Below are 26,024 nucleotides of genomic sequence, written 5' to 3' on the forward strand. Positions count from 1 at the left end.
CGGATCACCGGACGACTTGGTCATTCCAGCTTGAAGCCGATCCGCCTCACGTAGGCGCCGAAATCCGCGCGCTCCGGCTGCGCATATTGCCGCGCCTTGTCCTCCGACCAGCCATAGGTTTCAGACAGGCCGAATTGTTTGACACCGCGTTGCGCCGCATAGGGCTGCGCTTCTTCGCGGCGCCTGTCATAGGCCGCGATGGCCTCATCGAGGCCGTCTTCCTGAAAGGCGTTTCGATGCACCGTCACCGACAGCGGCAGTCGCATGCTGATTGTCGGCGCCTCGGCCGGATATCCCACGGCGAGGCCGGCGACCGGGAAAACATAATCGGGCAGTTTCAGGAGTTGTGACAACTTGGCGGAATGATTGCGCACCGCGCTGATCGGACAGACCCCGAGACCTTCAGCCTCGGCAGCGATCACGAACGCGGACAGGGCGATCCCCGCATCGACGGCGGGGTTGAAGAAGGCGTCGAGGTGATCGTTAACGAAAGGTCTTTCGCGCAATGCGTGGATTCGGCGTTGCCTTCGATTGTTGCCGCAGAAGATGAGGAGGCTCGGAATGTCCGTCGTCCACTTCTGGCCCAGCGGCCCGTCCGCCAGCATCGCGCCGATCTCAGACTTGAGGCCGGGTGCGTCGACAATGATGATGTCGCGCTGTTGCAGGTCGCTCTTGGTCGGGGCGCTCAGCGCCAGCGCACATAGCCGCCGCAGGGTCGGATATGGAACGGCATCTGGCCGGAATTTTCGTACCGAGCCGCGCGCCGCCAGTTGCTTCAGGACGGACGGACCATCGTCGCCAAATTCCACATCCGCGGCATCGGGGCCGAAGCGATCGACAAACGGGGTTCTTGAATCGGACATCTCGAAAGTCTCCAGGGCGTTGCTGCTTCATGTCAGGTTCGCGCAAACAAGCAAAGCTGGGAAGGGGTATGCTGCGCCGCAGACCTTGCAAAATATTCGGTTGCGTTTTGGTGCGCTTCGGAGCCGAATGATCGAAAACCACGATGCGTCCGTCGGGAGGATAATTCCATGGATATGAACCTGTCGCCCGAGCAACAGAAGCTCCGCAGCGCCGCGCGCGAACTTGCTGAATCCCAATTCGCTGCCAAAGCCGCCGAGATCGACCGCACCGAAGCCTATCCTTTCGACAACGTCGCGGCGCTGAAGGCCGCGGGCTTCATGGGGTACACGATCCCGACATCCTATGGCGGCAGGGGAGGAAGCTATTTCGAGGCTGCCCTGATCATCGAGGAAATGGCGCGGGTATGCGGCGCAACGGGACGCATCACCGTCGAGGCCAACATGGGCGCGATCTCCGCGGTCATGCAGTACGGCACCGAGAAGCAGAAGCGGCTCGGTGCCGAACTCGTGCTTTCCGGAGACAAGCCTGCGATCTGCATCACCGAGCCGGAAGCGGGATCGGCGGCGACCGAGATGACGACGCGCGCCGACAAGCACGGCAACACCTATGTCATCCGCGGCAGGAAGCACTGGATCACGGGCGGCGGGGTCTCAAAACTCCATCTGATCTTCGCCCGCGTCTTCGACGAGCGCGGCCACGAGCAAGGGATCGGCGGCTTCCTCGCGGTCCGGGGTGCGCCCGGTCTGGTGATCGGAAAGCGCGAGCCTGCCATGGGCCTGCGCGGCATTCCCGAGACCGAGATCATCTTCGAGAACCTGGAAATATCAGAGGACATGCTGGTGCTGCCGCCGCGCGGCTTGCGGCGCGGTTTTGCCGACCTGATCGACGCCTATAACAGCCAGCGGGTGGGTGCCGGAACGGTCGCGCTCGGGCTGGCGCAGGGCGCTTACGAAAAGGCCCTGGCCTTCGTGAAGGAGCGAAAGCAGTTCGGGCGGCCGATCGCCGAATTCCAGGGCCTGCAATGGATGCTGGCCGACATGGCGGTGGCGCTCAACGCCGCGCGGCTGTCACTGCATCAAGCCGCGCTCAGCGCCAATCCGTTTCCGGATCCGCTTTTGGCGGCGCAGGCCAAGATCATCGCGTCCGAAACCGCCAACACGGTCACCAACCAGGCGCTCCAGCTGTTCGGCGCCAGGGGTTACTCGCGGGATTACCCGCTCGAACGCATGGTCCGGGATGCCCGCATGTTCACGATTGCCGGCGGTACGGCACAGGTGCTGCGGACATTGGTGGCGTCGAGAATTCTCGACACCAAGATTCCGCAGACCCGCAACGGGTACATGGAGGCGGTCCAGGCGCCGTTGCTCGCGGCAAAGTAGCTTTGCCGCGGATCACACCGCGCGGCTATGCGTGGCGGTGGAATGCGCGAGATGGGCATCGAATGCCGATGCGACACTGCGCACCAGGAATTCCGCGCCGTCGCGGATCGAAAGCCGGTCTTCGATCAGTGTCACCGCGCCGTCGGCGATCAGGCTGTCGATCCGCGTCCGGTCGACGATCGCGGAACGATGGTCCCGGCCGTGGGCGCGCGAAACCCCGGGCAGGTCGACAGCCAGATCGCACATGATCCGCTCGATGATATCGGCACGGAAGCGGTCCTCCGTCGTGAAGGCATATCCCTTGGCGGTGGCGAGCCGGTCCTCGGCGATGCGCGTGAGATAATCGCGCGTCGAAACCACGTTTTGCACGAATCCCTGCGGCATGCGGCCGATGGCGCTGGCGCCGAGGCCAATCAGCGCGTCGGCGGAATCGTCGGTATAGCCCTGAAAGTTACGCTTCAGCCGGCCGTCCTGCCGCGCAATCGCGAGGCTATCGCCGGGCAGAGCGAAATGATCGAGGCCGATGCGGACGTAGCCGGCGTCCACCAGGGCTTCTGCGATGGTCTCGGACTGCCGATGCCGCTCGATGCTGTGGGGCAGGGCGTCCTCGGTGATCTTGCGTTGGTGCTTCTTGAACGAGGGAACGTGGGCATAGCCGAACACCGAAAAGCGGTCCGGCCGGAGTTCGACGCATTTGGCGACGGTGTCGAGGCACGACTCCACCGTCTGCAGTGGCAGCCCGTAGAGCAGGTCGAAATTGATCCGGTTGACGCCCGCCCGGCGCAAACGTTCGACCGAAAGCGCGGTCTGTTCAAAACTCTGCATCCGGTTGATGGCGCGCTGCACGGCCGGGTCGAAACTCTGGATGCCCAGGCTGGCGCGGTTGACGCCGCAATAGCCGAGCGCGTCGACCATCGGCTCCGTCAGCGTCCGCGGGTCGATCTCGACCGCGATTTCAGCATCGGGAATGACGAAGAACGAATAGCGCAGCGCGCCGACGAGGTCGACGAACGTCTCGGGTAGCATGACCGTCGGCGTCCCGCCGCCGAAGTGGACGTGAGAAACCGGCAGGCGCTGGCCAATCGTCTCGGCGACAAGACGTGCTTCGGTACGCAGGCCCGCCGCGTAGGTCGCGATCGGATCGTCGCGCTTGGTGATCGAGGTATGACATCCGCAGTACCAGCACATCGACCGGCAGAACGGCACGTGCAAATAGATCGAGGCCGGCTGTTGTTTGGGCACCGCCTTCAGCCACTTCCGATACTGCTCTTCGCCGATGGCAGGCGAAAAATGCGGGGCCGTGGGATAGCTGGTATAGCGCGGCAGCCTGTCCTGCCCGTAGGATTGCGCCAGGTCCGATCGCATCTGCTGTTCTCCTTCCACCTCCCGATTCAATACCGGACCCGGACGAAGGGAACTTTGAGCTGGCTCAACCCGCCGGTAATCGCCGGCGCGGCTAGCTCCGCCGCAGCAGGTTTGTCACGTTCCGGAGGGCGGATGTAGCGACCGATCGGGCGGGGTCGGCGACGAGCCTGAAGCCCAGATTGGCCGGGGGGATGCCGGCCGCGCAGCCGCCGGAGCGCGGGTCGCGGATGAAGTCGGTCATGTAGGCACGGTGAGCGCCCTCCACGACGCGGACGCCGCAATTGGTGTTGGTGATCTGTTCGCGCTTGCCGTCGAGCGAAACGCGCAGGAAGCAGCTGTTCGTCCACTCCCAGACGTTGCCGGCGAGGTCATCCAGTCCGTTGCTGTTGGTGCCGAAGGTACCGCCGGGCTGGGCGGCAACCGCGGCCGGCCGGGAGCGAGCGGATTCGACCTCGTAGCGGGCGATCCAGGCCTGCGCCGGATCGGAGGGGTCGACGAGCGGCAGCGCCTCGTCACGCGCCTTTTCAGCCGCCGCAAATATCCACTCCTCGTCGGTCGGCAGGCGATAGGCAATGCCCGTTTTACGCGACTGCCACGCAGCATAGGCCGTGGCATCGTGCCAACTGACGCCGACGATGGGAACGTTCTGTGGGCCTGCGGCAGCCGCGACACGCGGGCAGGCGCCCTCGTCGATGCAGCGGACGTATTCGGCGGCCGTGACCTGCCGCTTCATGACGAGGACATCGCCTGGAAGGCGCAGGTTGCGCAGCGGGCCTTCGACGGGTCGGCCATCTCGCGAGAAATCACCGGCGGTCCGATAGCTGAAGGAAGAGGACGCGCGGAGCAAGGCTCCATCCTGGTCGCGGGGAGGTGTGGGCGCCAGCGCTGTCGCCAGGATCGGGGCGGCGAGCGCGCCCGCGAGCATCGCGATCTTGATTTTTATCAGGACGAGCACGGCTTGCCTCCTCTCGGTGCGACGGCCCACCGGGATAAACCGTGGGCCGTCCTTTTTGCTCCACCTAGCGGGTGATGACCGCCGGTGGAACGGCGCCGACCTTATCAGGCGGGATCGGGCCGGGAGGGGTGACCTGTTTCATCAGATCGTCGTTCCACTTGCCCTCTACCTTGATGTGGGCGGCGGCGCCCAGCTCGAGCGCCTCGATCAGGTTGTGGTTGACGTAGGCGTAGATGCCGGGTTCGCGGAAAGTGTAGAGGGCCGCACCGGCCGAACCGCCGCGAATGAACCAGGTCTCAAGGTCTTTCTGCGGCGGGTTGCTGAACTTGCCGGCCTCCCAAACGTAGTCGCCGTGCCCGCCGATCAGATGGGGCCGGGTGTCGCGGTTGGCCTGCGAATGCACCAGCATCACGGTCTCGCCGACCTTCGCGGTCATCGCGTTCTTGCCGGTGAGCGATCCGACGCTTCCGTTGAACACCACGTGCGTGGGAATCAGCTTGCGCATGACCTCGGTCGTGTCGGCAAAGGATTCGCCGACGGTTTCATAGGTCTTGTACTTGCCGTTCTCGTCCTTCGGCACATAAAGGTCGTTCTCGCCGATGTAGTAGATCTTGTCGTAGTGCAGCGCCTTGCCTTCGGCATCCTTCAGGCCATCGCGCGGCAATACCATCACGGTGCCGTGCATGCCGGAGACGACGTGCCAGGCGATCATGCCCTCCGGCGCGCAGTGATAGACGAAGACGCCGGGCCGCGTGGCTTTCCAGCGCAGCACAACCTGTTCGCCGGGATTGACGTGGGTCAACGCGCCGCCACCGAGCGCGCCGGTCGCCGAATGCAGGTCGATGTTGTGCGGCATGCTGTTGGTCGCGGGGTTCACCAGCGTGAGCTCCATGTAGTCGCCCTCGTGGACTACCATCATCGGACCAGGCATCGATCCATCGAACGTCATCGCATGGAATTTCGTGCCCGCCGCATCGATGACGACTTCCTTCTCCTGGATCGTCAATTTGAATTCGACGATCTTCGGGCCGGACTTGGCCGCCTGCTCGTGGGCATGGACGAAGGGCGGGGCGACCAGTTCGACTTTCTGGCGCGGCAGTTTCAGATCGTCCGCTGCTCCCGCTACCGCCGGTGCGTTCATCATCAGCGCCGCGACGGCGGCACCCATTAAAGCAGTCCTTCTCGTCAGCATGATGCGCTCCATCGCTTCTTGTTTACCAATTCGATGGAGCAAGAATGCGCGATGTGGCGGCAAATCTCTTTGCGCTGGAACAAGGAAGGGCGCGTTATCAATCAGGCGGAGAGGTTCGGTAGTTTGCGCGAGCGCAAAGACAGGGCGAAGGCATTGGCCTGGGGTGTCTACTTGCGTGCCTTCGCGGCTTCGCCTTCGGCGAGATCATAAAGCCGGTGCGCGTCGCGCAGCACGATTCGCTGCCGGCCTCCTTCCACCAGTCCCTGCTGCTCCCACGCGCTGAGAATCCGGCTGACGGTATGCAATGTCGTTCCCGTCATCTCGGCGACGTCCTGCCGGCTGATCGGAAAATCGATCTCGACGCCGGCATCGACTTTCTTGCCGGCCTGCTTGGCCAGTCGCAGCAACGCATGCGCCACGCGTTGCTCGACCTGTTCGTTCGACATCTCCAGCACGCGGGCCTGGGTGTCTTGCAGGCGGCTGCCGACGGTATGGAGCGCGCTCGAGGCCAGCGTCGGATATTTGGCGATCAGGCGATTCCAGGAAGACGACGGCCAAGCCAGTGCGACGCTATCGACGGCGGCGACTGCTGTTGCCGGATAATGCGCCAGGTTCATCGCTGGCGCGACGCCGAACAGTTCGCCGGCCGAAACGTAGCGGACCACGGATTGCTGCCCCTGCGACGTGGTCTTCTCGACGCGAAGATGGCCGTGCAGCAGAAGATAGAAGCGGTCGGCTTCCATGCCCTGATCGAAGACCGCGGTGCCCTTCGGGTATCGAATCGAGCGCGCTTCCCGCAAGAGTTCGTCCTGTTCGGCCGGCGCAAGGCCAGCGAACATCGGCAGGTTTGCGACCAACGAACGGTCGACCGCGGCCATCGATACACCCCGTTCCAATCTGCGGCGGATGATATCCGCGGCCGAAGCGGCCCTCAACGACCGTCCGGGACATCTCTTAGCCCAGATTTCTGGCGCGAGGTTGCGCTGGCGCAATACTTGACAGGATCGCCGGCGCCTTCGGTTCGCAGGTCGGCAAGGCCAAGCAGGTCGATGTTGTTCCGCATAATGCGGGTGCCAGGCAGGGCGATCATTGTTTCGGATCAAACACGCCGCCGAACCATGGTGCAGTTTGCGCCCCGACAAAGAGCGGCGGACGGATCGGCCTAGGATTGCGACGAATGAACGAGGATCGCTCATGGCGACGATGCAGAAATTGAGGGCCTATCGGGGACCGGCGCTGTTCTCCCACGGTTTTCGGCCGTTCTTCCTGTTCGGCGCCGTCTATGCCGGCGCCATGGTTCCGCTGTGGCTTGCGACATTCGCCGGCGATGTCTCGCTGCCGACCGCCTTCACGCCGCGAGACTGGCACGCGCACGAAATGCTGTTCGGCTATGTAGCCGCGGTGATCGCCGGCTTTCTTCTGACGGCGGTGCCGAACTGGACCGGCCGGCTTCCGATCCAGGGCGGCCCGCTCGCGGTCCTGTTCGCCGCCTGGCTTGCCGGGAGACTGGCCGTCACGTTCTCCGGCTCGATCGGCTGGCAGCTCGCGCTGGCGATCGACGCCGCCTTTCTGTTGCTGCTGACCGCCGCGGCCGCGCGCGAAATCGTCGCCGGGCGCAAGTGGAACAACCTGACAGTGGTCGGCATCATCTCGCTGCTCGCCGCCACCAACATCGCGTTTCATGTCGAGGCGCATTTTGGCGGTGCGGACTATTCCACGCGTCTTGGCGTCGGCCTCGTGGTCACGCTGGTTTGTCTGATCGGCGGACGGATCGTGCCGAGCTTTACGCGAAACTGGCTGGCGCGCCGCGAACCTGGACGGCTGCCCGTTCCGTTCAACCGCTTCGATGCGGTCGCGATGGTCGCGGGCGTCTGCGCCATGATCGCATGGGCGATCGCGCCTTCAGGCCGTTGGGTCGCGGGCGCGCTTGGTGTTGGCGGTCTGCTCCATCTCGTCCGTCTGGCGCGCTGGGCCGGTTATCGGACCATGTCCGACCGGCTCGTGCTGATCCTTCATGTGGCGTACGCCTTCGTGCCGGCCGGCTTCCTGCTGGCGGCGCTGTCGGCGCTGGACCTTGTCGCCCCGAGCGCGGGGATCCATGCCTGGACCGGCGGCGCGGTCGGTTCGATGACGATCGCCGTAATGACCCGCGCCACGCTAGGCCACAGCGGCCAGGCGCTCTCGGCGTCCATAGCCACGCAACTTGTCTACGCATCCATCGTCGTCGCCGCGCTGGCGCGGGTCTGCGCGGCGCTGGAGCCGGCTCATTCGATCCCGCTGCTGACGATCGCAGGCGCCGCATGGACGGGGGCGTTTCTGGGTTTCGCGCTCCTCTACGCGCCGCTGCTGTGCGGCGCGCGCAAGGTCTAAGGGGGCAGAATGATCGGCGCCAGCATATCGCGATGGACGATGAGCTACTTCGCGGCGGCGCTCGCGTGGTTGTTCGTCGCGCTGGCGCTGATGGTGGCGGGCCTCGGTTATCCGGTGGCGCATCTCGCTTCGCCAGATACGCTCGTGGTGGTCCACGTGGTCTGCATCGGCTGGCTCAGCATCGCGATGTGCGGCGCGCTGTTCCAGTTCGTACCGGTGCTGGTGGCAAAGCCGCTGTTTGCGGAGCAGTGGGCCCTGCCGGCGCTCGGCCTCTTGACCGCCGGGCTCGTCGCACTGCTCGCGGGCTTTCTCGGGTTGGGCGGCCGGCTTCCCGCCTGGCTCTGGCTGCTTCCGCTGGGCGCGGTGCTGCTCGTCGCCGGATTCGGGCTGGTCGTCGTCGATCTCGGCCTGACGGCATGGCTGCGGCCAGCGGGCCCGGTCCGCTTCGTCCTGGCAGGGCTTGCCTCGCTGTGCGCCACCGTAGCCTTCGGTGCGATATTTGCGTTGGCGCATGCGGGGTGGGGAGGATCGATCGGCGAAAAGCTCTTGGCGTCCGGCGTGCCGCTGCACGCGATCGCCGGGCTCGGCGGCTGGCTTACCTTGACGGCGATGGGGGTGAGCTACCGGCTGCTGTCCATGTTCATGCTCTCGCCCGATGTCGACGATCGCAAGAGCAACATGACATTGGTGGCCGGCGCGCTCGCCATTGCGGTTGCGGTCGCCGGCGGCGTGTTCGCGATCTGGCTGACGGCCGGATTGAACGTCGTGTTGCCGGTCACGGGCGCTTTCGGCCTGGCGGCGATCGCTCTCTACGGACGCGACGTGATCGAGATCTTCGGCACCCGCCAGCGGCGGCAGCTCGAGCTCAACACGCGGATGGCGGTGCTGTCCTTTGCCAGCCTCGCAGGCGCGGCGCTGCTCGGCTTGGCGCTGATCCTGACCGGCGATTTCGTCGACCATCTCGGCGCCTTCGCCTTTCTCGCCATCTTCGGCTGGCTGTCGGGCCTCGTGCTCGCGCAACTTTACAAGATCGTGGCATTCCTGACCTGGCTCGAAACCTATGGTCCCGTGATGGGGCGGGTTCCGACTCCTCGCGTTCAGGATCTCGTTTCCGAGACGCGGGCATCGAAGTGGTTCGTGATCTACCACGTCGCCGTCTGGTTCGGCACGGTGACGTTGCTGGCTGGCCATCCCTCGGCATTCCGCGCGGCCGCGGCGATGATGGTCGTCGGCCTCGTCGGCATCGCGCGGGAAGTGATCCGTATCAGGCGTCTTGCAGATGTCGCGCGCCCGCTGCGCTTTCCGGACGGCGCATGCGCGCCGCATCTGCTGTGTGCCAGGAACTGAACGTGAAGCGGAAGGAAAAGGAATGACCGAATACATCGATGTCGACGTGCGTCCCATCCTGCGCGCAGGTGGCGAGCCGTTCTCGGTCATCATGGCTGCGCTCGCACGGCTCGAAGCCGGGCAGGGGCTTCGGCTCTACGTCCCCTTCAAGCCCGTTCCGCTGTTCGCCGTCATGGCGGATAGGGGATTTGCACATTCCGAGCAGGCGCTCGATGCCGGGGAATGGGAGGTGCTGTTCACCCCGACGGGAGCAAAACCGACTGCATCTGCCCCCGGCAAGGCGGCGTTCGACGCCTGGCCGGAACCGAGCGTCAGGCTCGACAACCGCGACCTCGATCCTCCGGAGCCGATGGTGCGCATTCTCGGCGCCGCCGAAAAACTGGCGCCGGGCGCAACCCTGTCGGCCCTGCTGCGACGCGAGCCCGTCTTCCTGTTTCCGCAACTGGAAAAACGCGGCTATCGTTGGCTCGGCGGCTTCTCGCCGGACGGGGCCACTTACGAACTGACCGTCAGGGCGCCGTCATGACGGACACGCTCGTCGACCGCATCCGGAATGCGCTGCGCGTCGTGATCGATCCCGAGCTTGGTCACAACATCGTCGATCTCGGCTTCGTCTATCATATCTCGGTCGATGCTGGCGCCGCACGCATCATCATGACCGCGACCACCCCGGGATGCCCGGCCATCCGCTTCCTCAAGGAGGGCGTCGCGAATGCCGCGGCGCGGGTGCCGGGCGTCCGTGACGTCGACGTCGTGATGACGTTCGATCCGCCCTGGGCGCCGGCGCGCATCGAGCCGATCGTGCGGGCTTCGCTCGGCTTCGCCGCCGTCAACTAGCAGGCTGTATGGCTGGCCCGCTGAACACGGCGTGCGGTCGCCTTTGCGCGAGTGCACCGGCAAGCGTATAAGCTATCCCATTCGCCGGGCGTCCGGCCATTTCACGAGATCGTGCATGAAGCTTCGCCAGGTTCTGTTCTTGTGTACGGGAAATTACTATCGAAGCCGCTTCGCGGAAGAGATGTTCAATCACGAAGCGCGCATTGCAGGGCTGAACTGGCGGGCGTCTTCACGGGGTCTCGCCACGGAGCCATCGCCTGATAACGTCGGTGCGATCTCGACATTTGCGCTCCAGGCACTGAACGACCGCAGCATCTCGCCAGCCGAGCGGTTTCCGGTCGTCTGCACGATCGACGATCTGGAGGCGGCCGATCGCGTCATTGCACTGAAGGAGGCCGAGCATCGCCTCTTTCTCGCGCAGAGGTTTCCAGAGTGGGAGAACAGAACGTCATATTGGCATGTCGACGACATCGATGTGGCCGAGCCGGCCGATGCGATCGCAAAGATCGATCAGCTCGTCCGTGAACTGATCAAAGACTGTCAGGACGACAATCGGTAAAGCAGGTCGGCTGAGCTCGCCGGGCTTGGGGCTGGAACCTATTCGCGCGCGAGCTGTTCTCAATGATTAGCGCGAGGAGACCCCCCGACCATGCGTATCGTGACATCTGCGGCATTGCTGAGCCTGCTTCTGATCTCAAACGTCTCGGCCCAAACTGTTGCGGCCCCTCCGTCCGATGCAAGGGTTTCCGCCGGCGGCGTCGCGCCCGAGCCCGGCAGCCCATTGAACCCGCAATCTTACGGTGGGGTGGCCAAAGAAGCCGCTGACGGCTCGACCAAAATGGTGCCTGCCGTGCCATGCAGCACCGCGGCTCGTGAGACCGACGGGACCAGCACCTGCATCGGCCTCAGCGGTCCGGCGCATCGCAGCCGCGGACCCGACGCGCCCTCGGACACGACCGTCGGGCGAGCGCGCTGAGTTTGGCCTGCCGCGCGAACGCTCAGCCTTCGCGGGCAGTTGCATCGTCCTTTCGAAGAACGATCGCCGGCATCTGCCCGTAGCGTCCGCAGTAAGATGGCGCGATCTGTTGCAGCGCGTAGACACCTTCGAGGAAGAGCTTCCCGGTCCAGCGATCGCTGACATAGGAGCGCATGAAGGGATTGCCGATCACGCGAAATGGCTCGATCTGATAGCGAAACGGCCAGTCCTGCGTCTCGAACCATTGCAGCGAATGCGGAAAATGGCTCGGCGTCGAGACGACAGCAGACGGCTTGTCACTTTCATCGGGTTTGATTCGCCCGGCAAACATTCGGACCAACCGCTCCAGACGCCATTGCAGCGGCGTATCGCGCCACCAGTACACGATGACGGCAACCCCGCCGGGCTTCAGAACGCGCCAGAGTTCCTTGAAGACGGCGGCCTGCTGGTCCGCCGGGATCTGGTAAATCACGTGGTTGCAGGTGACGGCATCGACGGATCCTGTCTGGATCGGCAGGCTTGTGAGGTCCGCCTGAAGATACACCCCGCGCGTCCCCAGCTTGCTGCGCGCCACCCGCAGCGCATCGGCGGAGAGGTCGACACAGACTCGCTGGTCGAAATGCGTACCGAATTCCAGATATTCATCGTGCGCGATCGGTCCGCTACCCGCGTCGAGGAGAAAGCGTCCGCCGTGGCGGAAGTGGGTGTTGAGCCTTCGGATGCATTTGCGGGAGAAAGCGAGCGGTACCTTCCGTGTGTCCATGAACGCGCGGGTGTCGCCAAACAGGCCGTCGGCGGCGCGCTTCCAGCCTTCCTTTTCATAGAAGCTGCGCGTTTGGCTTGGGTTCGATTGGTCGTCCAGGAAATGTGCGATATCGTCGATCACGGGATAGGACGAAGCCCCGTCCGCCGAGATGAGTTGCGCGCCGTCCCATTTCAGGGTGGACTTGGTCTGAGGACAGCGCAGGATTTCTATTGGAAACGGCAATCGTTTCTCCGGTGCGCGCCGCTTCTTGAGAGAAGCGCGCGGCGAATTCCTTCTGGTCAATGTCGCTTCAGCAAATATATGAATTCGTTTCAGTTTTTGAGGTTCGAGTCAAACGCGAGGCCCTGAGATTGATGTGCGATCTCGTGAGGCATTAAGACGCATCTATCCGTTATTAACGACGCTGCAATTTCTTTGTTCCGATAGGGCCACCAGCCACTTCCGCACGGGTTGTTCGAGCATTCGCCACGAGGCGAGAGCTAGCACGATGGTCGCAGCAAGGTCGGCCAGCATGGTCCATGAGCGGTGAGAATGGACCGGGTAACCGAGATCATTTGCCAATTCCGACAGATTGATCAACGGATGAAAAAGGTATGCGGCATAGCTGATGATGCCCAATTGCCGGATGGGATAAAGATCAAGAAGCCTGGTGAAGCGCCCATTCTGCAGTTGATAGATTTGCACCAGCAGCAGCCCGTTGAGCACGCACGTCGATCGCGCGAAGTGAATCCAGGCCGCGGTCGAACTGAACAACACGGGCATCGCGAGGATGAGCGCCAGCGTGACCACGAGAGGTCCGTCTCCTCTCAGGAGCCGGGGCAGGGGGCGGTCTGCCCACAGCCCGGCCAGACCGCCGATGGCCATCAAGCCGAAGTTGACGAGGGAGTCGGTGTCGAATCTCGCGTCTGAAGCCCCCGTGAACAGCAAGTAGGCATGTGCCGCCAGACTGGCGCCGATGATCGACAAGCATACGACATGCAATCGGCGCAGCGGGCAGACCAGCGCGAGCGGAGCAAACAGAAGATAGAATTGCTCCTCGACGGCCAGACTCCACAAGTGTCCCAGCCGCGTCTCCCAGCCATGCAGCCCGATATAGATATTCGACAAGTATAGCCAGTTGGACAACTGGCGCGCGGCGCTGCCGGTTTCGACCAGATTCCAGAGGCCCGCCACCGTCACGACGGCGAGGAACACGTAGTATACCGGAAAAATTCGCGCGGTTCGCCTGGCGTAAAACCGGGCGAGGCTGGAGCGGAAACTGCTTTCCCCGGCGTCGATTCCTCCGCGCGCGTCAGCCAATATCCGCGTGATCAGGAAGCCGCTGAGCACGAAGAATATCCAGACGCCGGCCGTCCCGTATCGATCGCGGACCGGCGAGGGAGCTTTGTGGCTGATGAAGACGAGCAGAAACGCCAGAGCCCTGAGGCCATCGAAACCGCGGATGCGAGCGCTTTTCACCGCGTACGGAACTGTACTGCTCGACAAGTCCTAGTTCCGCAACTGAGTATCAGCCAGGCGAAATTCCTTCTGCAATTGTTTAACGGTGCGGGAGAGTGTCTCTTCGACGATCCGCCTGTCGGCCTTTCCAAATTTCACGCCGCGAACGCCCCAGTTCGGATCGCGGTATTGTTTCGGCTTCTTGTGATGAACGATCACCCCGACAAAGCTGCCACATCCCGGCGCCGTCTTTCTGATCGTCTCGGTGATCGTCAATTCCAGTTCTGCAGAGGTGATCTGCGCGCGCTGGTCCCTGCGCCACCACGTTTTCTTGGAAAGCTCTGCCTCCTGCGAGGGGACAGTTTCGAGGGCGATTTGTGCGGGAGCTTTGGAGGGGCTGGGCTCGGTGCTGGGCTTGGGGCTTGCCTTGAGAGAGGCCGTGTAACGCGTGAGCTTGCGCAGCCTCCTCCATACCTTCGCGGCAGTGAACAGGGCGTTTCGTGATGCAACCGAAACGGCACTGTGACCAGCGGCGTCCTTGGTCACGTCATGCAAAATGAGCGAAAGCAACCCGGCCCAACACGCTGCAATCAAAATCCAGACTAACATTGCACCACCGCAGGTGGAGAAAAACATCGGCAATGGCTGATGTTTCCGTAACCTGACGACACGCGCAAGCGATTTTTGCCGTATCGCGGACCGGTCAGGTTAACCATTTCGCGAGCTGTTCCGGAGCGAAGTGGCTGTGTTCGAACTCATGCTCCCGGGCGGGGCAATCCGGACCGTCGTTCCCCGGCGCCCGATCGATCTTAACTGCGTTCGGATACTCCCGTTGCATACGCCCCCTGGCGCGCTAGAAGTGGCTGATTGGAAGATAGTCATATTGCGAACGCTCGCCCTTTGCCTCTGCAGGGGAACTTTTGGGAGTTTCCATTGGTAGAGAAAAGCATGGGGGCGCGCGCGGTGTCGCTGCCGCGTTCGCGGGACGGCTGGTACCTGCCCATCGGGCTTTCGCTGATGGCGCTCGGAATTGCCCTGATGGGGCGGAAAATCTATCTGGACCCGACCTGGCCGGTGGGGACCGACATCTCCGTCTACCTTTCAGCGCTCAAGAATATCGCGGCTGGATTGCATCCATACGGCGATGTACATGCGCATCCGTTCGCTTATCCACCCTTGTTTGCCGAGCTTCTTACGCTGCTGTTTCCGTTCTTCTCCGACGGAAAATGGTGGGCGGTGTGGTCGGCACTCACATTCGTTCAGCTCATCGCAACCCTCATCATCATGATGCGAGGTTTTGGCGAGAAGCTGTCCTGGGGTGCCGTCGCGCTGATTTGCGGCGTGATCTCGGTCAGTCATCTCACGCGGAGCGAGGTGTTTCACGGCCAGGCGGACTTCACCATCTTGCTTCTCCTCGTTCTCGGCCTGCGCTTCTCCACCTCGCAGCGGCCGTTTGCCACCGCCGTCGCGTGGTCGATCATGATGAACATCAAGCCGTTCCTCGGCATCGTGGTTGTCCATCAGCTGGTGACGCGCAGATACAAGGAAGCGGTGTATACGCTGATCGCGGGCGGCTCGATCTTCGCGCTCAGTTTCGCTCTGTTCGGCACCGAGGCGATCGATGCATTCCTGAAGTGGCGCGCGAGCGCCGCATGGTACACATCGGTTCCGGAGATTGCGCGGTTCGACAATCAGGCCTTCTATGCGTTCTTTGCGCGAGTTTGCAACGCGACCGAGTACGGCGTTCCCCTCGCCAATTGCCAGGGCGCGGTGCCGTTTCTTATGATCCCGGTTTTTGCCGTGGCATTGGTAGCGCTCGTTCTCACCGCCCGATCGGTGATCATGCTGTCGCGTGCAAATTGCCTCAAGCCGGTACATGAGATGCTGGCAGCCGGCATCGTGATCGCCGCGATCATGGCGTGCGGTCCGACATACTATGGCAACTACATCTATCTGCTACTTCCCGGGGCGCTGGGCGCGTACTTGATGGCGTCGAATGGCCGGGATCGAGCGGGATGGCTTGTCGCAACCGCGATCTGGTGTGTGGCGCTCTATTCGCTGGCGCTCCCGATCAGCATCCGTCTGACAGACACCTACCGCTGGTCGCAGCTGCACGGCCTCGGTCATCTGGCGGGCATTCAAAACGGAACCGTCGCCATGATTTGTGCCGTCGTTTCGAGCGCTTTGCTCTACAGGTCCGCCAGCCGCCAAGCCCGGCGCGGCGTCGCGACGGGCTAGGTTCTCGCGTGCGGGGGCAGGGCGATAGTCCTCTGCTGGCGCATCCTGATGGCCTCAAATGGCCCTGAAATGGCTTCCGGAAGTTGTGGGGACGGTTTTGCTTACAAGTGGCGGGCTCGCCGCCCGAGACCCTCGGCGGGCGCCGCCGCTTGTTCAAGCCGATTTTGGTATTTAGATACCATCGCTGGACTTGTCTGAACAGAGCGGGCGGCGGGCCGATGCTTCGAAGTGGGCGATCGGAACGCTGCGGCGAAGGGGGCGGCACGGACGAACCGGCATTTACGTCAACCCCAGCCCGGTCGCGGGGGGCACCTTCCGTTCCTTGATCACGTCGGGTGGGTGGGCTACGATTTTATCAGTTTAGTTCCTGTGTTCGCTTGGCAAAACCGTTTTGCGTTTCTCAGATTTTGCAGGCGCGAGGTTGTTGATGGCGTCGGAATCGGAAAATTCGGTGAGTGTGGAACTTGGTGAGTTGCTTAAGCTGCTCAATGCGCTTGATGCGCAAGACAGCCGTCCACTCGAGAACTTCGCGACACTGGAACGTCTTCTCGCTGCAGGAAAGGCCGGTTCCGCCGATCCGTCTTCCGATCATCATCAGTTCGATGACGATCAATCCGGTGTCGAAACTCAATCCCGTATCGAACCAGACGTCGATGGCGGGATCCCATATGCGGGCGAACCGTCCTCCAGCGAGGCGCTGATTGCACAACGCCCGGAGCAGCGAGAAGACGAAAGGCCCGAAGCCGAGATTGAAAACAGGCTTGCGGTGCACATTATCCAAGGCTTGCGTAAGAGCATAATGGATCGGACTTCCTAGGCGGGTCGTCCGAGTGGAATCTGGTTTTCCCTCGCGACAAGCGCGGAGATCATGCTCAAACACAAGATGCGATCATGACGCGAAGTGCATCACGATTTAAAATGAAAGTCGCTGGCCGTCTGTGAAGTCGTCACCCGCGCGCCGACCCCGGGCTACTTTTCCTTCCGGAGCAGACACGTCACGCGTCCCATCGTCGCCACGCGCTGCTGCCCGGCAACCGGAACCTCCATTTCGGCTTTGATGGCATCAGCCGCCTTCTTGCAAAGGTGCTCGGATGCGAAGGAATCGATGAGCAGAGTGTTGGGCGGAGTCGGGCTTCCTGACACCACCCATTGCAAGGAAACGAAGAGAACCCATTCCATTCAGCGCTCCACATCCGGTGCTGGCCGCAGGTTAAGAGAGAGGGGCAGGCAGGTCCTCGCACGGGACTTAAAGTCGCGACAGGAACCGGTCGCGTCGGCCTCGCGATCCTGCTAATCTTGTGAACCTGACCTTGGGGTTATCATGAAAACAACTATTGTCATTTTATTCCTGCTGGCCGGCGCCGGCTCGGCGCTGGGCCAATCCGGCGTTTCCACCCAACGAGACATGTACGGCAATCTGGTTCGCGACGGTGGCAGCTATTCGTCTCGTGGCGTCAACCAGGGACCGCAAAACATTGGTCAGGTGAGAAGCATGCCGACGCAACCTGCGACCGCAAACGTCGGCAGAGTCAGAGCACAGGGCAAATAGCGTCGTCGTTGGTCCTTGAACGCCCGGGACGACGTCTCACCACCACCAGATCATCTCTCGCTCGGGCGCTCCGCAGACGATGGACTTGCGACGTTTCGGCCCCTGCGGCGTGTCGACAACGATCGTCTTGATGCAGCCGGGGTGGACAGCCAGGTCATAATGGAACGGCACATCGGCAAACTGACCACGCAACGGGCACAGATAAGCGAGATCCGGGCCGCAACGTGTGAGCGGGTATTGCCGACCCTGGGCCGGGGCGGGGGCAAATGCGCCCGCGAGCATTAAGGCGATTCCGGCGAGCGCGATCCTGGTTGCGTGCGGCATACCCTGTCCTTCTCCAAAAACGACGACTATTCTATCCGTGAATACAATAGACTGTAACTGAAGTTCTCGCCAAGCGGTTGAGGCAACCGAATGGAGCGGCTTCCCCAACAGCCTCCGTTCGCCTGTATCGGTCAAACAATACGCGGGCAATTTCGGGAACGGCTCTGTTGCTGAAGTAATTGCATTTGTTATTGTTTTTCGCGAAGGGCAGTTATGCGGTCATGACGGGCGAGCTCCCGAAGGTCGAGCAGGACCAGGCGCCTGTGCCCTATGCGCAGGAGATCGAATACGCCCTGACGCTGCAGCGAATGATCAATGCGGTGAATCAGGATCCCGCACAGATGCGAATGGCGATCTACGGTCTCGCCCGCGCCCGCATGGATGCCGATACGGCGCGGCTCGATACGTCCGAGCGCGAGCGCCTTCTGAATTCGCTCGAAACAGCCATAACGGGCGTCGAGAACTTCTCGCAGCGCCGCGGCGGCATCGAAAGGCTTTCACCACCATCCCCGGATTTCGACACAGGCCAGCCGCGCCACGGTCCCACGGCCGTGTCCCGCTTCGAACCGATCGATGCCAGATCGCGGGATTTTCTCGTTCCGAACGAGGCCTACCCGACCTCCGAGATTCAAGTTGTTGAGGTTCGCAGTTCCTCCCGGGTGCCCCTGGTTCTGTCCACGGTTGCGGTCCTGTTCACAGGCGCCGCGCTTGGCCTGAGCTATTACCACGAGCCGCTCGCTCGGCTGTCTGGACAGGCTGGACTTTCCGCGAGGCCCGGCGAGGTGCGCGATGTTGCGCCGCCCCCGGCGAGCGAAGCGCCGGCCCCCGCAGCACCCAAGCCCCCCGGTCTGCCGAAGCCAGGCAATTACGGTGTCTACGCCCTCAATGGCGACACGCTGAGTGAGCTTTCGCTGGTGATGGAGCGGGCACCGGATAAGCGGATTGCGATGTCGACGCCGATCGGCGAGCCGAGTCGCACCAGGATCGCCGACGGCAGGGTCAGATTTATTCTGTTCAGGCGTGACCTCGTCGGCAATGCGCCCGAACGAATCGATGTCAGGGTCGTCGCCCGCGTCGTCCGCGCTTTGAAATTCGATTCGAAGGGCAAGCCGAATTTCACATCGGTTCCGGACTCGTGGAACATTCGCAACATCTCGCACGAGTTGAGGGTGCGCCCCGTTCCGGAAAATCCCGAGATGCTGCTCGTTCAGTCCGAGAATCCTGATTTCGAACTGTCTCCCGGGCGCTACGTTCTCGTGTTGAAAGACCAGCCTTATGATTTCACGGTGGAAGGTAAAATAACCGACGCGGCGCAATGTCTCGAGCGGACGGATGCGATGAACGGCTCGTTCTATTCGGAGTGCCAAAAGCCCTGATCTCTCGGCGAATCAGAGCGTGGACCACAGTCTATTTCTCGAGAAATACGTACGCGCCGCCACCCCTGCGAAGTAGCCGACCTGCAGGAGGGCTTCTCCGGTCATGATGTTCAGGAGCGTGCCAAAAAAGCCGAAGCCCGCGTCGATCGAATAAACGATTGCCGCGATCAAAACCAGTCCCACCAGTAGCATCAGTGCTCTGAAACGGAGCGTCAGCCCAACCACAAATCCCACTACGCAGAGACCGACGGCGGTATATCCAAGCATACCGGTGTCCTCTTCTCGACAGGTCGCTATTTTCGGGTCGCCGCGCGGAAGAAACGCCTAAAACTGTTCCCGCGAGTATCTTTTGCTCGCCTTCGTGCTCAAAACGCAGACCCAACAACACAACGAATCAGCAGGTAGAATCGATCATGCCACGTTTGCAAAATCGGCTGCCACATTGCATCGGGCATTTGCCGGCCCGCTCGATCCCGGACTGAAGGCGGCTCGGACTTGCGATCCGGCAAGGTTATTGGCGGCGAAAAAATGTCGCCCATACTTCGAAGAACATGTGTTTACCCAAGGGCGAACACGTGAAACTGAACCAGTTCATGGGGCTAAATTTTGCGCTTGGAGCCCTGTGGCTCAATTGCAACGGGTGTTGCAAAACGCCTGTTGGCAGGCCGTTGACCTCTTTGATGCAGGGAGGTCGCGCTATAGGGTTCCTGCGGATAGGGATGCGATTGCCGTTTCCGGCCGATTGGTGTCGGAAAAGCCGCCAACGGCGGCTCGAAGATTGCACAATAAAAGGCCGGATTAGAGCATCATGACTACCGCGAATTTTGTTGAAGCGCTGGTCCGGTCCGCCGATCGCAGGCGATTCCTTCCGGCCACGCCGTCCGGCCGTTTGTCGTTTAGGGCGCTCCGTTCCGGCCTTGCCGTCATGGCCATTGGAGCCTTGTTGTCGGCCTGCGCGGCGTTGCCCGCCACCGGGCCCAAGAGCGACGCTATTCAAGCCTCTGCAACTGCAGGTTTGAGGTCGACCACCGCTTTGCCTTATGCACTGGTCGACGTCAGCGCGGATACGATCGGCTTCTTGTCCCAACCGAATCTGATCACCTTCCAGGGCCAATTTCCCGACAAGCGGCCCAAGCCGGAGCAGGTCGCTGGTGTTGGTGACGTGTTGAACGTCTCGATCTTCGAAGCCGCTCCCGGCGGTCTCTTCACGCCGGCGACCGCCGCAGGCGCGCGTCCCGGCAACTTCGTCGATCTGCCGGCGCAAGCGATTGATCAGAAGGGCAACATCTACGTTCCCTATGCCGGCGAGATTCCGTCTGCCGGTCGTACGCTGCCGGACATTCAGCAGGCTATCGTGGCGAGGCTGCGCAATCGCGCCATCGAGCCTCAGGTCGTCGTCAGCCTGAACCAGCAGCACTCCAGCGTGGTCAGCGTTCTGGGCGACGTCAACACGCCCGGCGTGCTTGCGCTCAACAGCGTTGGCGAGCGACTGCTCGCGCTCGTGGCGCGCGCCGGCGGTCCGAAATACGAAGCGATCGAAAGCTACGTGACGCTGCAACGCGACGGCCGGAAGGTGAAGGTGAACCTCGCCCGCGTCGTGCACGATCCGCGCGAGAATATCTTCATCCGGCCGAACGACGTCATTTTCCTTACCCGAGAATCGCCGTCATTCACGGCGCTCGGAGCGCTGAACCAGAACGTCTTCGGCTTCAACTCGGAAATCCCGTTCGACACCGAGACCTTGACGCTGGCGCAGGCCATCGGAAAGGCGGGCGGATTGAACGACAACCAGTCCGATCCGGCCGAGGTGTTCGTCTATCGCTATCAGAGCAGGGATCTCCTGCAGAAGATGGGCGTCGACACCACCAGGTTCACCTACGATCGGATACCGACGATCTATCACATCAATCTGCGCGATCCCTCGGGCTACCTGCTGGCGGCCGGCTTCCAGATGCAGACCAAGGACGTGATGTTCGTGGCCAACGCCAAGGTGGTCGACTACTACAAGCTCCTGACGCTGATCAACAATACCGCGTCGACGGTAGGGAATACTGCGGCTACGGCCACCGCCGTGAATACGGCCGTCAAGACGAGGTGGTAGGCACAGGTCCTACCGCGCAAGCGGCGTGATGACGCGCATCCAGCGATTTGCGGGTGCGACTGAGAGGCTCAGGTCGATCCAGCTGTGGGCAACCGCCTCCGTGCTGGCCTTGGCGCCGTTGTTCTTCGGCTCGGTCGATCAATTCTGGGTTTCAGTCTGGATCGTCGTGCTGTCGATCACGACGATCCTCGGTGTGTCCGTCTCCCTCAATATTGTTCAGGCCCGGATCGTGTGGGCCTTCTTGAGCGTATGCCTGCTCTACGCAATCGTTGCGGCGATCCAGGTCGTTCCGCAGTCGCTTGCGAGCCTGGACGATCCGATCTGGCAGCGGGCAAACGGCGTCCTTGGCACGCATGTAGCGCCCCGAATCTCCAGCACGGCCGAAATTCCGTCCTTGGCGATCGGGCATTTCCTGCTGACGGTAACGGCTTTCCTGAGCGGCTTTTTCGTGGGTACCTCCCAACGCGGCGTCAGCCGCGTCATTTTCGCGGCCAGAACGGCCATACTGATCTATGCGCTGTATGGTTTGGCGGCGCTGGCTATCACGCCGAACCTGCTGTTGTGGGCCCCCAAGGTCGCGTATCGCGGCAGCCTCACCGGGACCTTCGTCAACAAGAACACCGCTGCAGCCTTCTTCGGCTGCGGGGCGATTCTCTGGTCGTGCTGGACTTACTCGGCCCTGCAATCGATCGAGAAGTCTTCATTTCGGGTATTGCTGCTCAACTCGCTCAATGAGCGGGCCGCGATCAGCCTCATACTCCGGGCGTCCGCCGCGCTTACCTGTTTCTTTGCGCTGCTGCTGACCAACTCGCGCGGAGGCTTGATCTCGTCGTCGGTTGGTTTGCTGGTTGCGCTGGGCGTTCTGGAGATCAACAGGTTCAGGCGCCGAACCGGCTACGCAATTGTCCTGGGCATCGGCGCGCTGATTGCCGTTGCGCTCTGGCTCACGCAAATGGGCCGGATCGCAAGCGAAGGTGTCATCGACGACGGACGATGGCAGGTCTACGGACTTGTGGCCGAAGCGATCGGACGCCGACCCTGGCTTGGCACCGGGGCGGGCAGCTTCGAAATACTGTTTCCGTCGCTTCGCACCGCGGATCTCAGTAGCTGGGGTGTTTGGGATTACGCACATTCCACGATCTTGGAGATCGCCCTCGAGATGGGGCTCCCGGTTGCGGGAATCGTCGCGCTGGCCGCGCTGGCTTCGATTTTCGTTTTGGTGCGACGCGCGCCCAAGGCGGATCAGCGCCATCGGGTATCGCTTGCCGCGATCACCGGCATCGCCGTGTTGACGTACCTTCATTCGTTGATCGACTTTTCCCTCCAGATACCGGGCTACTCCATTCCCTTTGGTATTCTGATTGGCTGCGGTTTGGCAGATGCCGCGGCTGATCGTTCCAGCCGCAGGAGAAAGCCGTCCGCAGCAGCGGGGCAGGATGGCTCAACGGCCGTCGAGGCGGCAGGTGAGCTGAGCGCGAAAGTGTGAGTCTATCCAGCGCGCCAGAGCGCTATCTATCAGCCGAGCGGATCTTCCGATCGACCTGCGACAGCACCAGCGTACGCGGCATGATCTCGAACCAATATCGGGCGTCGCTGCTCGACTGTATTTTCACCCACTGATATTTGGTGAACTGCCACGGCACGATCGTCTCGGAGAGATTGTCGAGCACCAGATTGCCCTTGTTCGTGGCGACGACCAGGACGAGGTGGCCGATGCCCGACGAGGTTTTCACGACGGCCAACCGCACCGCTTTGGTCGGAAAGCCCTTCTGCACCAGTTCGTGACGCTTGGTTACGGCGTAGTCATTGCAGTCGCCGGAGACGGGAGAAATCGTCCACCCTCCGTCGGCAATTGCGTCGTTCTTGGCTACGGGCATGATCGATAGGTTCACGTCGCGATTGACGCGATGCATCGTTTCGAGGGTCTCTGCCGTGAGTTCGACCGTCGTAATCTCGGTCGGGTCCGACTTGCAGTCGGCCGGGTAACGCAGACAAAACCGTACGTGCTGAAACGGCGAAAGCGTCGGCGATGCCTCGGTAATCGGCATCACGACGCTGGTTTCGATCAGCGAACGGCCTTGTGCAGGGGCGAGCAAGAGCAGCAAGACGATCGAGGAAAGCGAAATTGCGGAAGCGCTTCGCGCCATGATACAGCCACCCCAGAAAATGATGGTGCTGCACGGCGCCCCATCGACCGGTGAAGTGTGTCATCACGAGGTTAAGTCTTCATTCCCACGCAAAGTTAACGGCTATTTACGTTCTTTCGTAAAATGAACCCTGGAGCGACGGCGGAGTCATCTTGCGCCTGCGCCCAGCGGGCACGCTCTTCGACAGATCGCCGATAACGGCATCTTGCTCGCGATCGGCGCGGCGCACAAGGCGTTGCGTTGCCGTCCAAGCCGCGGCGGTGAGGCTCTAGAATGCCGACCAGAGATGTTTGACGGAGCCGGCCAGCGATCGCAAGAACCCGATCACCTCCCATTCCGGCAGGCCGAACCAGACGGCCATCACGGGACACGATCAACGCGATGAGAAGCCCGATTCGGCCTTGCTGATGACCGTTCATTGGCTCGACCAGTCATGATGCTTCAAAATGCATCATGATCTAGCCGCCGTCACCTAGCCTAGCAATCTCAAGCCCGGAGGAGCGTAAACGACATCGGTCGCTTCACGGGTAAATGCCTGGGAGCCATTGGCTGGATCGCCATGGTTGCTTCCGCCGAGGGGATCCGAGCCCGCGCGGCATCGTTGCACTGGTTAAAAAGCCGTCTCGGACAACAACGAAGGCACTGTCACGATGAGGATCTTGACGTCGAGAGCAATCGACCAGTTCTGTGCGTAAAATGCATCGCAGGCCACGCGCTTGTCATATGTCGTCGTGCTTCGGCCGCTGACCTGCCACAAGCCGGTGATACCGGGTCGGCAAGCGAGATAAGCACCCACTGAGGCTGCATAACGCTCCAGCTCTTCGTCCGTGATCGGGCGCGGTCCTACGATGCTCATGTCGCCCTTGAGGACGTTGAACAACTGCGGCAGCTCGTCCAGGCTGGACTTGCGAAGGATGGCGCCGATGGGGGTGATGCGAGGGTCCCGCCGCAGCTTCCGGGTTTCGGCCCACTCTCTGGCCGCCGCAGGATCGGACTCAAGCAGATGATGGAGGCGCTCCGGCGCATCGACCAGCATCGTGCGGAATTTCAGGCAATCGAAGTGCTTGTTGTTGAAGCCGACTCTGCGATGACGAAACAGCGCAGGCCCTGGCGACGTCATGACCGTCAGAAGGTAGCATATCACCAGCAGCGGAGCGAGGAGGATGATTCCCGACAATGCCAACACGATGTCGACAATCCGCTTTGGCATATATCCAATAGGCTCGGACCGATCCCTTCGCGCGATCTCGAACTCATTGAGGTCAGCCAGCCCGCCCATCTCGGTACTCCAAAAACTAACATTTAAAATGCGCCCGGCTTTTTCTTTTTTTTATTCCGCGGGATTTTTATTCTTCTTTAACCCACTTTATGGAGGAGCCGCGATCAAGGCAAGCTCGGTTTTTTGAAAAGCGCTCGTTAAGCTGAATTTCATGTGGTTAGGCGGCGGTTTGTAAGGTTTGGGAATATCGGCGCGCCGTTAACGCTAACGCCGTCGGCGCTCGTAGAGCGCCGGCGGCGCTAGCGAGAAAACCCGACTAAGCCATTTAATGTATTGAAGTTTAAACAGGCGCGCGGGGCGCGACTTTGTCCGCGGGCGCAAATCCCGCCGCGTCGATTCTATTTCGAGCCTTGCACAGCGACGAAATCGCCGGGCTGACGGTACTCCTCGTTACCCACAAACATTTCGAAGCCGCGATCGGTTGCCACGATATCCCCTTGGCGCAAGGTGGGGTCGCGCCTGGCGCGGTCGATCGCTTCCTTCTTCAGATCGTCCGCCGAGAAAGAGTCTGCCTTCCGGCTGCGCGCGGTTGCGACGAAGTCATCGGTCCGACGACGCGCCTGGTCTACCCGCTGGCGCCACTCTTCTTGCGAGAGGTTCGAGTCAGCCGACTCCTGTGCCGGGCAACGGGCAGGGGCTGCGAGAAGGCAGATGAGAAGCAGAGCTGCGACAGGAGCATTCATCGTTCGCCACCATGACAGGCCAAGTCGCCCGCCCCATCGGAGCCAGCAATAGACGCACCGGATTGACCAGGCAAGACCGGGAAAATTATGAAAATTTCTTCAGGGCGGCCGCGAAGGCTTCTTTTTCCTTGGCGCTGAGCTGATCGATGCTGGCTTGCAGTAAGGTTCGCACGGCCGGCGGCGCGCTGAGATAGGCGCGCACCGGCATTTCCGTAAAACGCTTGCGCACCAGATGTTGAAACTCCGCCAGGATGCGCTCTCGCAACGGTTCCGGGGCGGACAGGATCACCGGGACCGCGGCGGTCAAACGGCGGCCGGCGATCCATGCTTCGTACGGCGAGGTCTCGTAGGACATGTTCAAGAGATCGAACGCGTTCTCGTCGACCTGTCCGCGACCTGTGTGCAGGCCAAACAGCACCAGCCAGACAAGCGAATCGCGCGGGTTGCAGCTGAGCGCCTGCCGGGCGCGGTCTTCGAGCGAGCGGCCACGCCGGTCAAATTCCTGAACGGCGCCCGATTGCAGGGCGGCATACGCCAGCGGAATTTCCAGCAGCAGGAGCGCGCGCTGGGCATGCACGTCGCAGCCGCGCAGGTGCTGCGCCGCTATTCCATCCAGCGTGGCGGCCGAGGTCGCCGGGCTGAACGTTTCGAATTTCAGGAGGTGGGTCCCGATATCCCGAAACATGTCGGAGGCCGCGCCACGCTTGGCGTTCAGACCTGCCCAGGCCAGCCCCGCGCAGCTGACGACGACGATCAGGCCGATGCGGGCGAGCTTGCCGAAAAAGGGTTCGGGCTTCGAGCGTGTTGGGACGCGAAGGCTAGAGCCCGGCATGGCCGAC

Annotated in this window: 28 protein-coding genes; 13 read left to right on the plus strand and 15 right to left on the minus strand. The window is 62.0% G+C overall.

The features are described from left to right. Positions 1-20: 20 nt before the first annotated feature. Positions 21-863 carry a nitroreductase family protein gene (locus tag QUH67_RS10360; RefSeq protein WP_300946574.1) on the minus strand — a complete coding sequence of 281 codons (843 nt, stop codon included), beginning with the start codon at positions 861-863 and terminating at the stop codon, positions 21-23. 168 nt (positions 864-1,031) lie between these two features. Between QUH67_RS10360 and acdA the strand changes: the two genes are divergently transcribed. Next, positions 1,032-2,243, plus strand: a complete 1,212-nt coding sequence (gene acdA / locus QUH67_RS10365; protein ID WP_300946575.1) for a 3-sulfinopropanoyl-CoA desulfinase — start codon at positions 1,032-1,034, stop codon at positions 2,241-2,243. Positions 2,244-2,255: 12 nt separating this feature from the next. Here acdA and hemN read toward each other — a convergent pair whose 3' ends face one another. From hemN to QUH67_RS10385, 4 genes are all read right to left on the minus strand, one after another. Then, on the minus strand, positions 2,256-3,608 hold the full coding sequence (gene hemN, locus QUH67_RS10370; protein ID WP_300946576.1) for an oxygen-independent coproporphyrinogen III oxidase: 1,353 nt from the start codon (positions 3,606-3,608) through the stop codon (positions 2,256-2,258). Positions 3,609-3,699: 91 nt separating this feature from the next. Next, complete coding sequence (locus QUH67_RS10375) at positions 3,700-4,563, minus strand: SUMF1/EgtB/PvdO family nonheme iron enzyme (protein WP_300946577.1); 864 nt, start codon at positions 4,561-4,563, stop codon at positions 3,700-3,702. Between the two features lie 64 nt (positions 4,564-4,627). Further along, positions 4,628-5,755 (minus strand): copper-containing nitrite reductase, encoded by a 1,128-nt coding sequence (gene nirK / locus QUH67_RS10380; RefSeq protein WP_300946578.1) that lies wholly within the window; start codon positions 5,753-5,755, stop codon positions 4,628-4,630. Between the two features lie 167 nt (positions 5,756-5,922). Further along, positions 5,923-6,633 (minus strand): Crp/Fnr family transcriptional regulator, encoded by a 711-nt coding sequence (locus tag QUH67_RS10385; RefSeq protein ID WP_300946579.1) that lies wholly within the window; start codon positions 6,631-6,633, stop codon positions 5,923-5,925. A 316-nt stretch (positions 6,634-6,949) separates the two neighbouring features. Here QUH67_RS10385 and QUH67_RS10390 point away from each other — a divergent pair, with 316 nt between their 5' ends. The 6 genes from QUH67_RS10390 (at position 6,950) to QUH67_RS10415 (ending at position 11,285) form a co-directional block, all read left to right on the plus strand. Then, a complete protein-coding gene (locus QUH67_RS10390) occupies positions 6,950-8,125 on the plus strand; it encodes an NnrS family protein (protein ID WP_300946580.1) in 1,176 nt (391 codons plus the stop codon). Positions 8,126-8,164: 39 nt separating this feature from the next. Further along, complete coding sequence (locus QUH67_RS10395; RefSeq protein WP_300946581.1) at positions 8,165-9,472, plus strand: hypothetical protein; 1,308 nt, start codon at positions 8,165-8,167, stop codon at positions 9,470-9,472. 22 nt (positions 9,473-9,494) lie between these two features. After that, positions 9,495-9,998 carry a DUF2249 domain-containing protein gene (locus QUH67_RS10400; protein ID WP_300946582.1) on the plus strand — a complete coding sequence of 168 codons (504 nt, stop codon included), beginning with the start codon at positions 9,495-9,497 and terminating at the stop codon, positions 9,996-9,998. Next, positions 9,995-10,309 (plus strand): metal-sulfur cluster assembly factor, encoded by a 315-nt coding sequence (locus QUH67_RS10405; protein ID WP_300946583.1) that lies wholly within the window; start codon positions 9,995-9,997, stop codon positions 10,307-10,309. The genes QUH67_RS10400 and QUH67_RS10405 overlap by 4 nt, the downstream gene beginning before the upstream one ends. Before the next feature lie 115 nt (positions 10,310-10,424). Next, a complete protein-coding gene (locus QUH67_RS10410; protein ID WP_300946584.1) occupies positions 10,425-10,868 on the plus strand; it encodes a low molecular weight phosphatase family protein in 444 nt (147 codons plus the stop codon). 90 nt (positions 10,869-10,958) lie between these two features. Next, positions 10,959-11,285 carry a hypothetical protein gene (locus tag QUH67_RS10415; protein ID WP_300946585.1) on the plus strand — a complete coding sequence of 109 codons (327 nt, stop codon included), beginning with the start codon at positions 10,959-10,961 and terminating at the stop codon, positions 11,283-11,285. Positions 11,286-11,307: 22 nt separating this feature from the next. On the opposite strand, the gene QUH67_RS10420 is transcribed toward QUH67_RS10415, so the two are convergent. From QUH67_RS10420 to QUH67_RS10430, 3 genes are all read right to left on the minus strand, one after another. Then, a complete protein-coding gene (locus QUH67_RS10420) occupies positions 11,308-12,273 on the minus strand; it encodes a class I SAM-dependent methyltransferase (protein ID WP_300946586.1) in 966 nt (321 codons plus the stop codon). Positions 12,274-12,435: 162 nt separating this feature from the next. Further along, positions 12,436-13,536: an acyltransferase family protein gene (locus QUH67_RS10425; protein WP_300946587.1), complete on the minus strand. Its 1,101-nt coding sequence runs from the start codon at positions 13,534-13,536 to the stop codon at positions 12,436-12,438. 3 nt (positions 13,537-13,539) lie between these two features. Next, positions 13,540-14,130, minus strand: coding sequence for a hypothetical protein (locus tag QUH67_RS10430; protein WP_300946588.1), 591 nt, complete (start codon positions 14,128-14,130; stop codon positions 13,540-13,542). Between the two features lie 225 nt (positions 14,131-14,355). On the opposite strand from QUH67_RS10430, the gene QUH67_RS10435 reads away from it, so the two are divergent. Beyond that, positions 14,356-15,726: a glycosyltransferase family 87 protein gene (locus tag QUH67_RS10435; protein ID WP_300946589.1), complete on the plus strand. Its 1,371-nt coding sequence runs from the start codon at positions 14,356-14,358 to the stop codon at positions 15,724-15,726. A 427-nt stretch (positions 15,727-16,153) separates the two neighbouring features. Beyond that, positions 16,154-16,543, plus strand: a complete 390-nt coding sequence (locus QUH67_RS10440) for a hypothetical protein (protein WP_300946590.1) — start codon at positions 16,154-16,156, stop codon at positions 16,541-16,543. 152 nt (positions 16,544-16,695) lie between these two features. On the opposite strand, the gene QUH67_RS10445 is transcribed toward QUH67_RS10440, so the two are convergent. After that, positions 16,696-16,905, minus strand: a complete 210-nt coding sequence (locus tag QUH67_RS10445) for a hypothetical protein (RefSeq protein WP_300946591.1) — start codon at positions 16,903-16,905, stop codon at positions 16,696-16,698. Positions 16,906-17,047: 142 nt separating this feature from the next. Between QUH67_RS10445 and QUH67_RS10450 the strand changes: the two genes are divergently transcribed. After that, positions 17,048-17,275: a hypothetical protein gene (locus QUH67_RS10450; RefSeq protein ID WP_300946592.1), complete on the plus strand. Its 228-nt coding sequence runs from the start codon at positions 17,048-17,050 to the stop codon at positions 17,273-17,275. A 36-nt stretch (positions 17,276-17,311) separates the two neighbouring features. Here QUH67_RS10450 and QUH67_RS10455 read toward each other — a convergent pair whose 3' ends face one another. Further along, positions 17,312-17,599, minus strand: coding sequence for a hypothetical protein (locus tag QUH67_RS10455; RefSeq protein WP_300946593.1), 288 nt, complete (start codon positions 17,597-17,599; stop codon positions 17,312-17,314). 377 nt (positions 17,600-17,976) lie between these two features. Here QUH67_RS10455 and QUH67_RS10460 point away from each other — a divergent pair, with 377 nt between their 5' ends. Then, entirely contained in the window at positions 17,977-18,975 is a 999-nt protein-coding gene (locus tag QUH67_RS10460) for a hypothetical protein (RefSeq protein WP_300946594.1), read from the plus strand. Positions 18,976-18,987: 12 nt separating this feature from the next. Here QUH67_RS10460 and QUH67_RS10465 read toward each other — a convergent pair whose 3' ends face one another. After that, positions 18,988-19,242 (minus strand): hypothetical protein, encoded by a 255-nt coding sequence (locus tag QUH67_RS10465; RefSeq protein WP_300946595.1) that lies wholly within the window; start codon positions 19,240-19,242, stop codon positions 18,988-18,990. 811 nt (positions 19,243-20,053) lie between these two features. Here QUH67_RS10465 and QUH67_RS10470 point away from each other — a divergent pair. Together QUH67_RS10470 and QUH67_RS10475 are read left to right on the plus strand one after the other, a co-directional pair. Beyond that, the gene (locus QUH67_RS10470) at positions 20,054-21,076 is read left to right on the plus strand and encodes a polysaccharide biosynthesis/export family protein (RefSeq protein WP_300946596.1); all 1,023 of its coding nucleotides are present in this window, start codon (positions 20,054-20,056) and stop codon (positions 21,074-21,076) included. A 28-nt stretch (positions 21,077-21,104) separates the two neighbouring features. Continuing rightward, positions 21,105-22,562: an O-antigen ligase family protein gene (locus tag QUH67_RS10475; protein WP_300946597.1), complete on the plus strand. Its 1,458-nt coding sequence runs from the start codon at positions 21,105-21,107 to the stop codon at positions 22,560-22,562. A gap of 22 nt (positions 22,563-22,584) precedes the next feature. On the opposite strand, the gene QUH67_RS10480 is transcribed toward QUH67_RS10475, so the two are convergent. The 4 genes from QUH67_RS10480 to QUH67_RS10495 form a co-directional block, all read right to left on the minus strand. Beyond that, positions 22,585-23,223 carry a transglutaminase-like cysteine peptidase gene (locus QUH67_RS10480; protein ID WP_300946598.1) on the minus strand — a complete coding sequence of 213 codons (639 nt, stop codon included), beginning with the start codon at positions 23,221-23,223 and terminating at the stop codon, positions 22,585-22,587. A 610-nt stretch (positions 23,224-23,833) separates the two neighbouring features. Beyond that, positions 23,834-24,502 carry a sugar transferase gene (locus QUH67_RS10485; protein WP_300946599.1) on the minus strand — a complete coding sequence of 223 codons (669 nt, stop codon included), beginning with the start codon at positions 24,500-24,502 and terminating at the stop codon, positions 23,834-23,836. Positions 24,503-24,840: 338 nt separating this feature from the next. Then, positions 24,841-25,185 (minus strand): hypothetical protein, encoded by a 345-nt coding sequence (locus tag QUH67_RS10490; protein WP_300946600.1) that lies wholly within the window; start codon positions 25,183-25,185, stop codon positions 24,841-24,843. A gap of 85 nt (positions 25,186-25,270) precedes the next feature. Next, positions 25,271-26,017 (minus strand): hypothetical protein, encoded by a 747-nt coding sequence (locus QUH67_RS10495; RefSeq protein WP_300946601.1) that lies wholly within the window; start codon positions 26,015-26,017, stop codon positions 25,271-25,273. Positions 26,018-26,024: the final 7 nt, after the last annotated feature.

Source organism: Bradyrhizobium roseum (genome assembly GCF_030413175.1).
Taxonomy (GTDB): domain Bacteria; phylum Pseudomonadota; class Alphaproteobacteria; order Rhizobiales; family Xanthobacteraceae; genus Bradyrhizobium; species Bradyrhizobium roseum.

Excerpts from the sequence above, each read along its gene's own strand:
- QUH67_RS10360 (WP_300946574.1), bottom strand. The coding sequence starts at position 863 with ATGTCCGATTCAAGAACCCCGTTTGTCGATCGCTTCGGCCCCGATGCC.
- acdA (WP_300946575.1), top strand. The coding sequence starts at position 1,032 with ATGGATATGAACCTGTCGCCCGAGCAACAGAAGCTCCGCAGCGCCGCG.
- hemN (WP_300946576.1), bottom strand. The coding sequence starts at position 3,608 with ATGCGATCGGACCTGGCGCAATCCTACGGGCAGGACAGGCTGCCGCGC.
- nirK (WP_300946578.1), bottom strand. The coding sequence starts at position 5,755 with ATGCTGACGAGAAGGACTGCTTTAATGGGTGCCGCCGTCGCGGCGCTG.
- QUH67_RS10385 (WP_300946579.1), bottom strand. The coding sequence starts at position 6,633 with ATGGCCGCGGTCGACCGTTCGTTGGTCGCAAACCTGCCGATGTTCGCT.
- QUH67_RS10390 (WP_300946580.1), top strand. The coding sequence starts at position 6,950 with ATGGCGACGATGCAGAAATTGAGGGCCTATCGGGGACCGGCGCTGTTC.
- QUH67_RS10395 (WP_300946581.1), top strand. The coding sequence starts at position 8,165 with ATGAGCTACTTCGCGGCGGCGCTCGCGTGGTTGTTCGTCGCGCTGGCG.
- QUH67_RS10400 (WP_300946582.1), top strand. The coding sequence starts at position 9,495 with ATGACCGAATACATCGATGTCGACGTGCGTCCCATCCTGCGCGCAGGT.
- QUH67_RS10405 (WP_300946583.1), top strand. The coding sequence starts at position 9,995 with ATGACGGACACGCTCGTCGACCGCATCCGGAATGCGCTGCGCGTCGTG.
- QUH67_RS10410 (WP_300946584.1), top strand. The coding sequence starts at position 10,425 with ATGAAGCTTCGCCAGGTTCTGTTCTTGTGTACGGGAAATTACTATCGA.
- QUH67_RS10415 (WP_300946585.1), top strand. The coding sequence starts at position 10,959 with ATGCGTATCGTGACATCTGCGGCATTGCTGAGCCTGCTTCTGATCTCA.
- QUH67_RS10440 (WP_300946590.1), top strand. The coding sequence starts at position 16,154 with ATGGCGTCGGAATCGGAAAATTCGGTGAGTGTGGAACTTGGTGAGTTG.
- QUH67_RS10445 (WP_300946591.1), bottom strand. The coding sequence starts at position 16,905 with ATGGAATGGGTTCTCTTCGTTTCCTTGCAATGGGTGGTGTCAGGAAGC.
- QUH67_RS10450 (WP_300946592.1), top strand. The coding sequence starts at position 17,048 with ATGAAAACAACTATTGTCATTTTATTCCTGCTGGCCGGCGCCGGCTCG.
- QUH67_RS10455 (WP_300946593.1), bottom strand. The coding sequence starts at position 17,599 with ATGCCGCACGCAACCAGGATCGCGCTCGCCGGAATCGCCTTAATGCTC.
- QUH67_RS10460 (WP_300946594.1), top strand. The coding sequence starts at position 17,977 with ATGGATGCCGATACGGCGCGGCTCGATACGTCCGAGCGCGAGCGCCTT.
- QUH67_RS10465 (WP_300946595.1), bottom strand. The coding sequence starts at position 19,242 with ATGCTTGGATATACCGCCGTCGGTCTCTGCGTAGTGGGATTTGTGGTT.
- QUH67_RS10475 (WP_300946597.1), top strand. The coding sequence starts at position 21,105 with ATGACGCGCATCCAGCGATTTGCGGGTGCGACTGAGAGGCTCAGGTCG.
- QUH67_RS10480 (WP_300946598.1), bottom strand. The coding sequence starts at position 23,223 with ATGGCGCGAAGCGCTTCCGCAATTTCGCTTTCCTCGATCGTCTTGCTG.
- QUH67_RS10485 (WP_300946599.1), bottom strand. The coding sequence starts at position 24,502 with ATGGGCGGGCTGGCTGACCTCAATGAGTTCGAGATCGCGCGAAGGGAT.
- QUH67_RS10490 (WP_300946600.1), bottom strand. The coding sequence starts at position 25,185 with ATGAATGCTCCTGTCGCAGCTCTGCTTCTCATCTGCCTTCTCGCAGCC.
- QUH67_RS10495 (WP_300946601.1), bottom strand. The coding sequence starts at position 26,017 with ATGCCGGGCTCTAGCCTTCGCGTCCCAACACGCTCGAAGCCCGAACCC.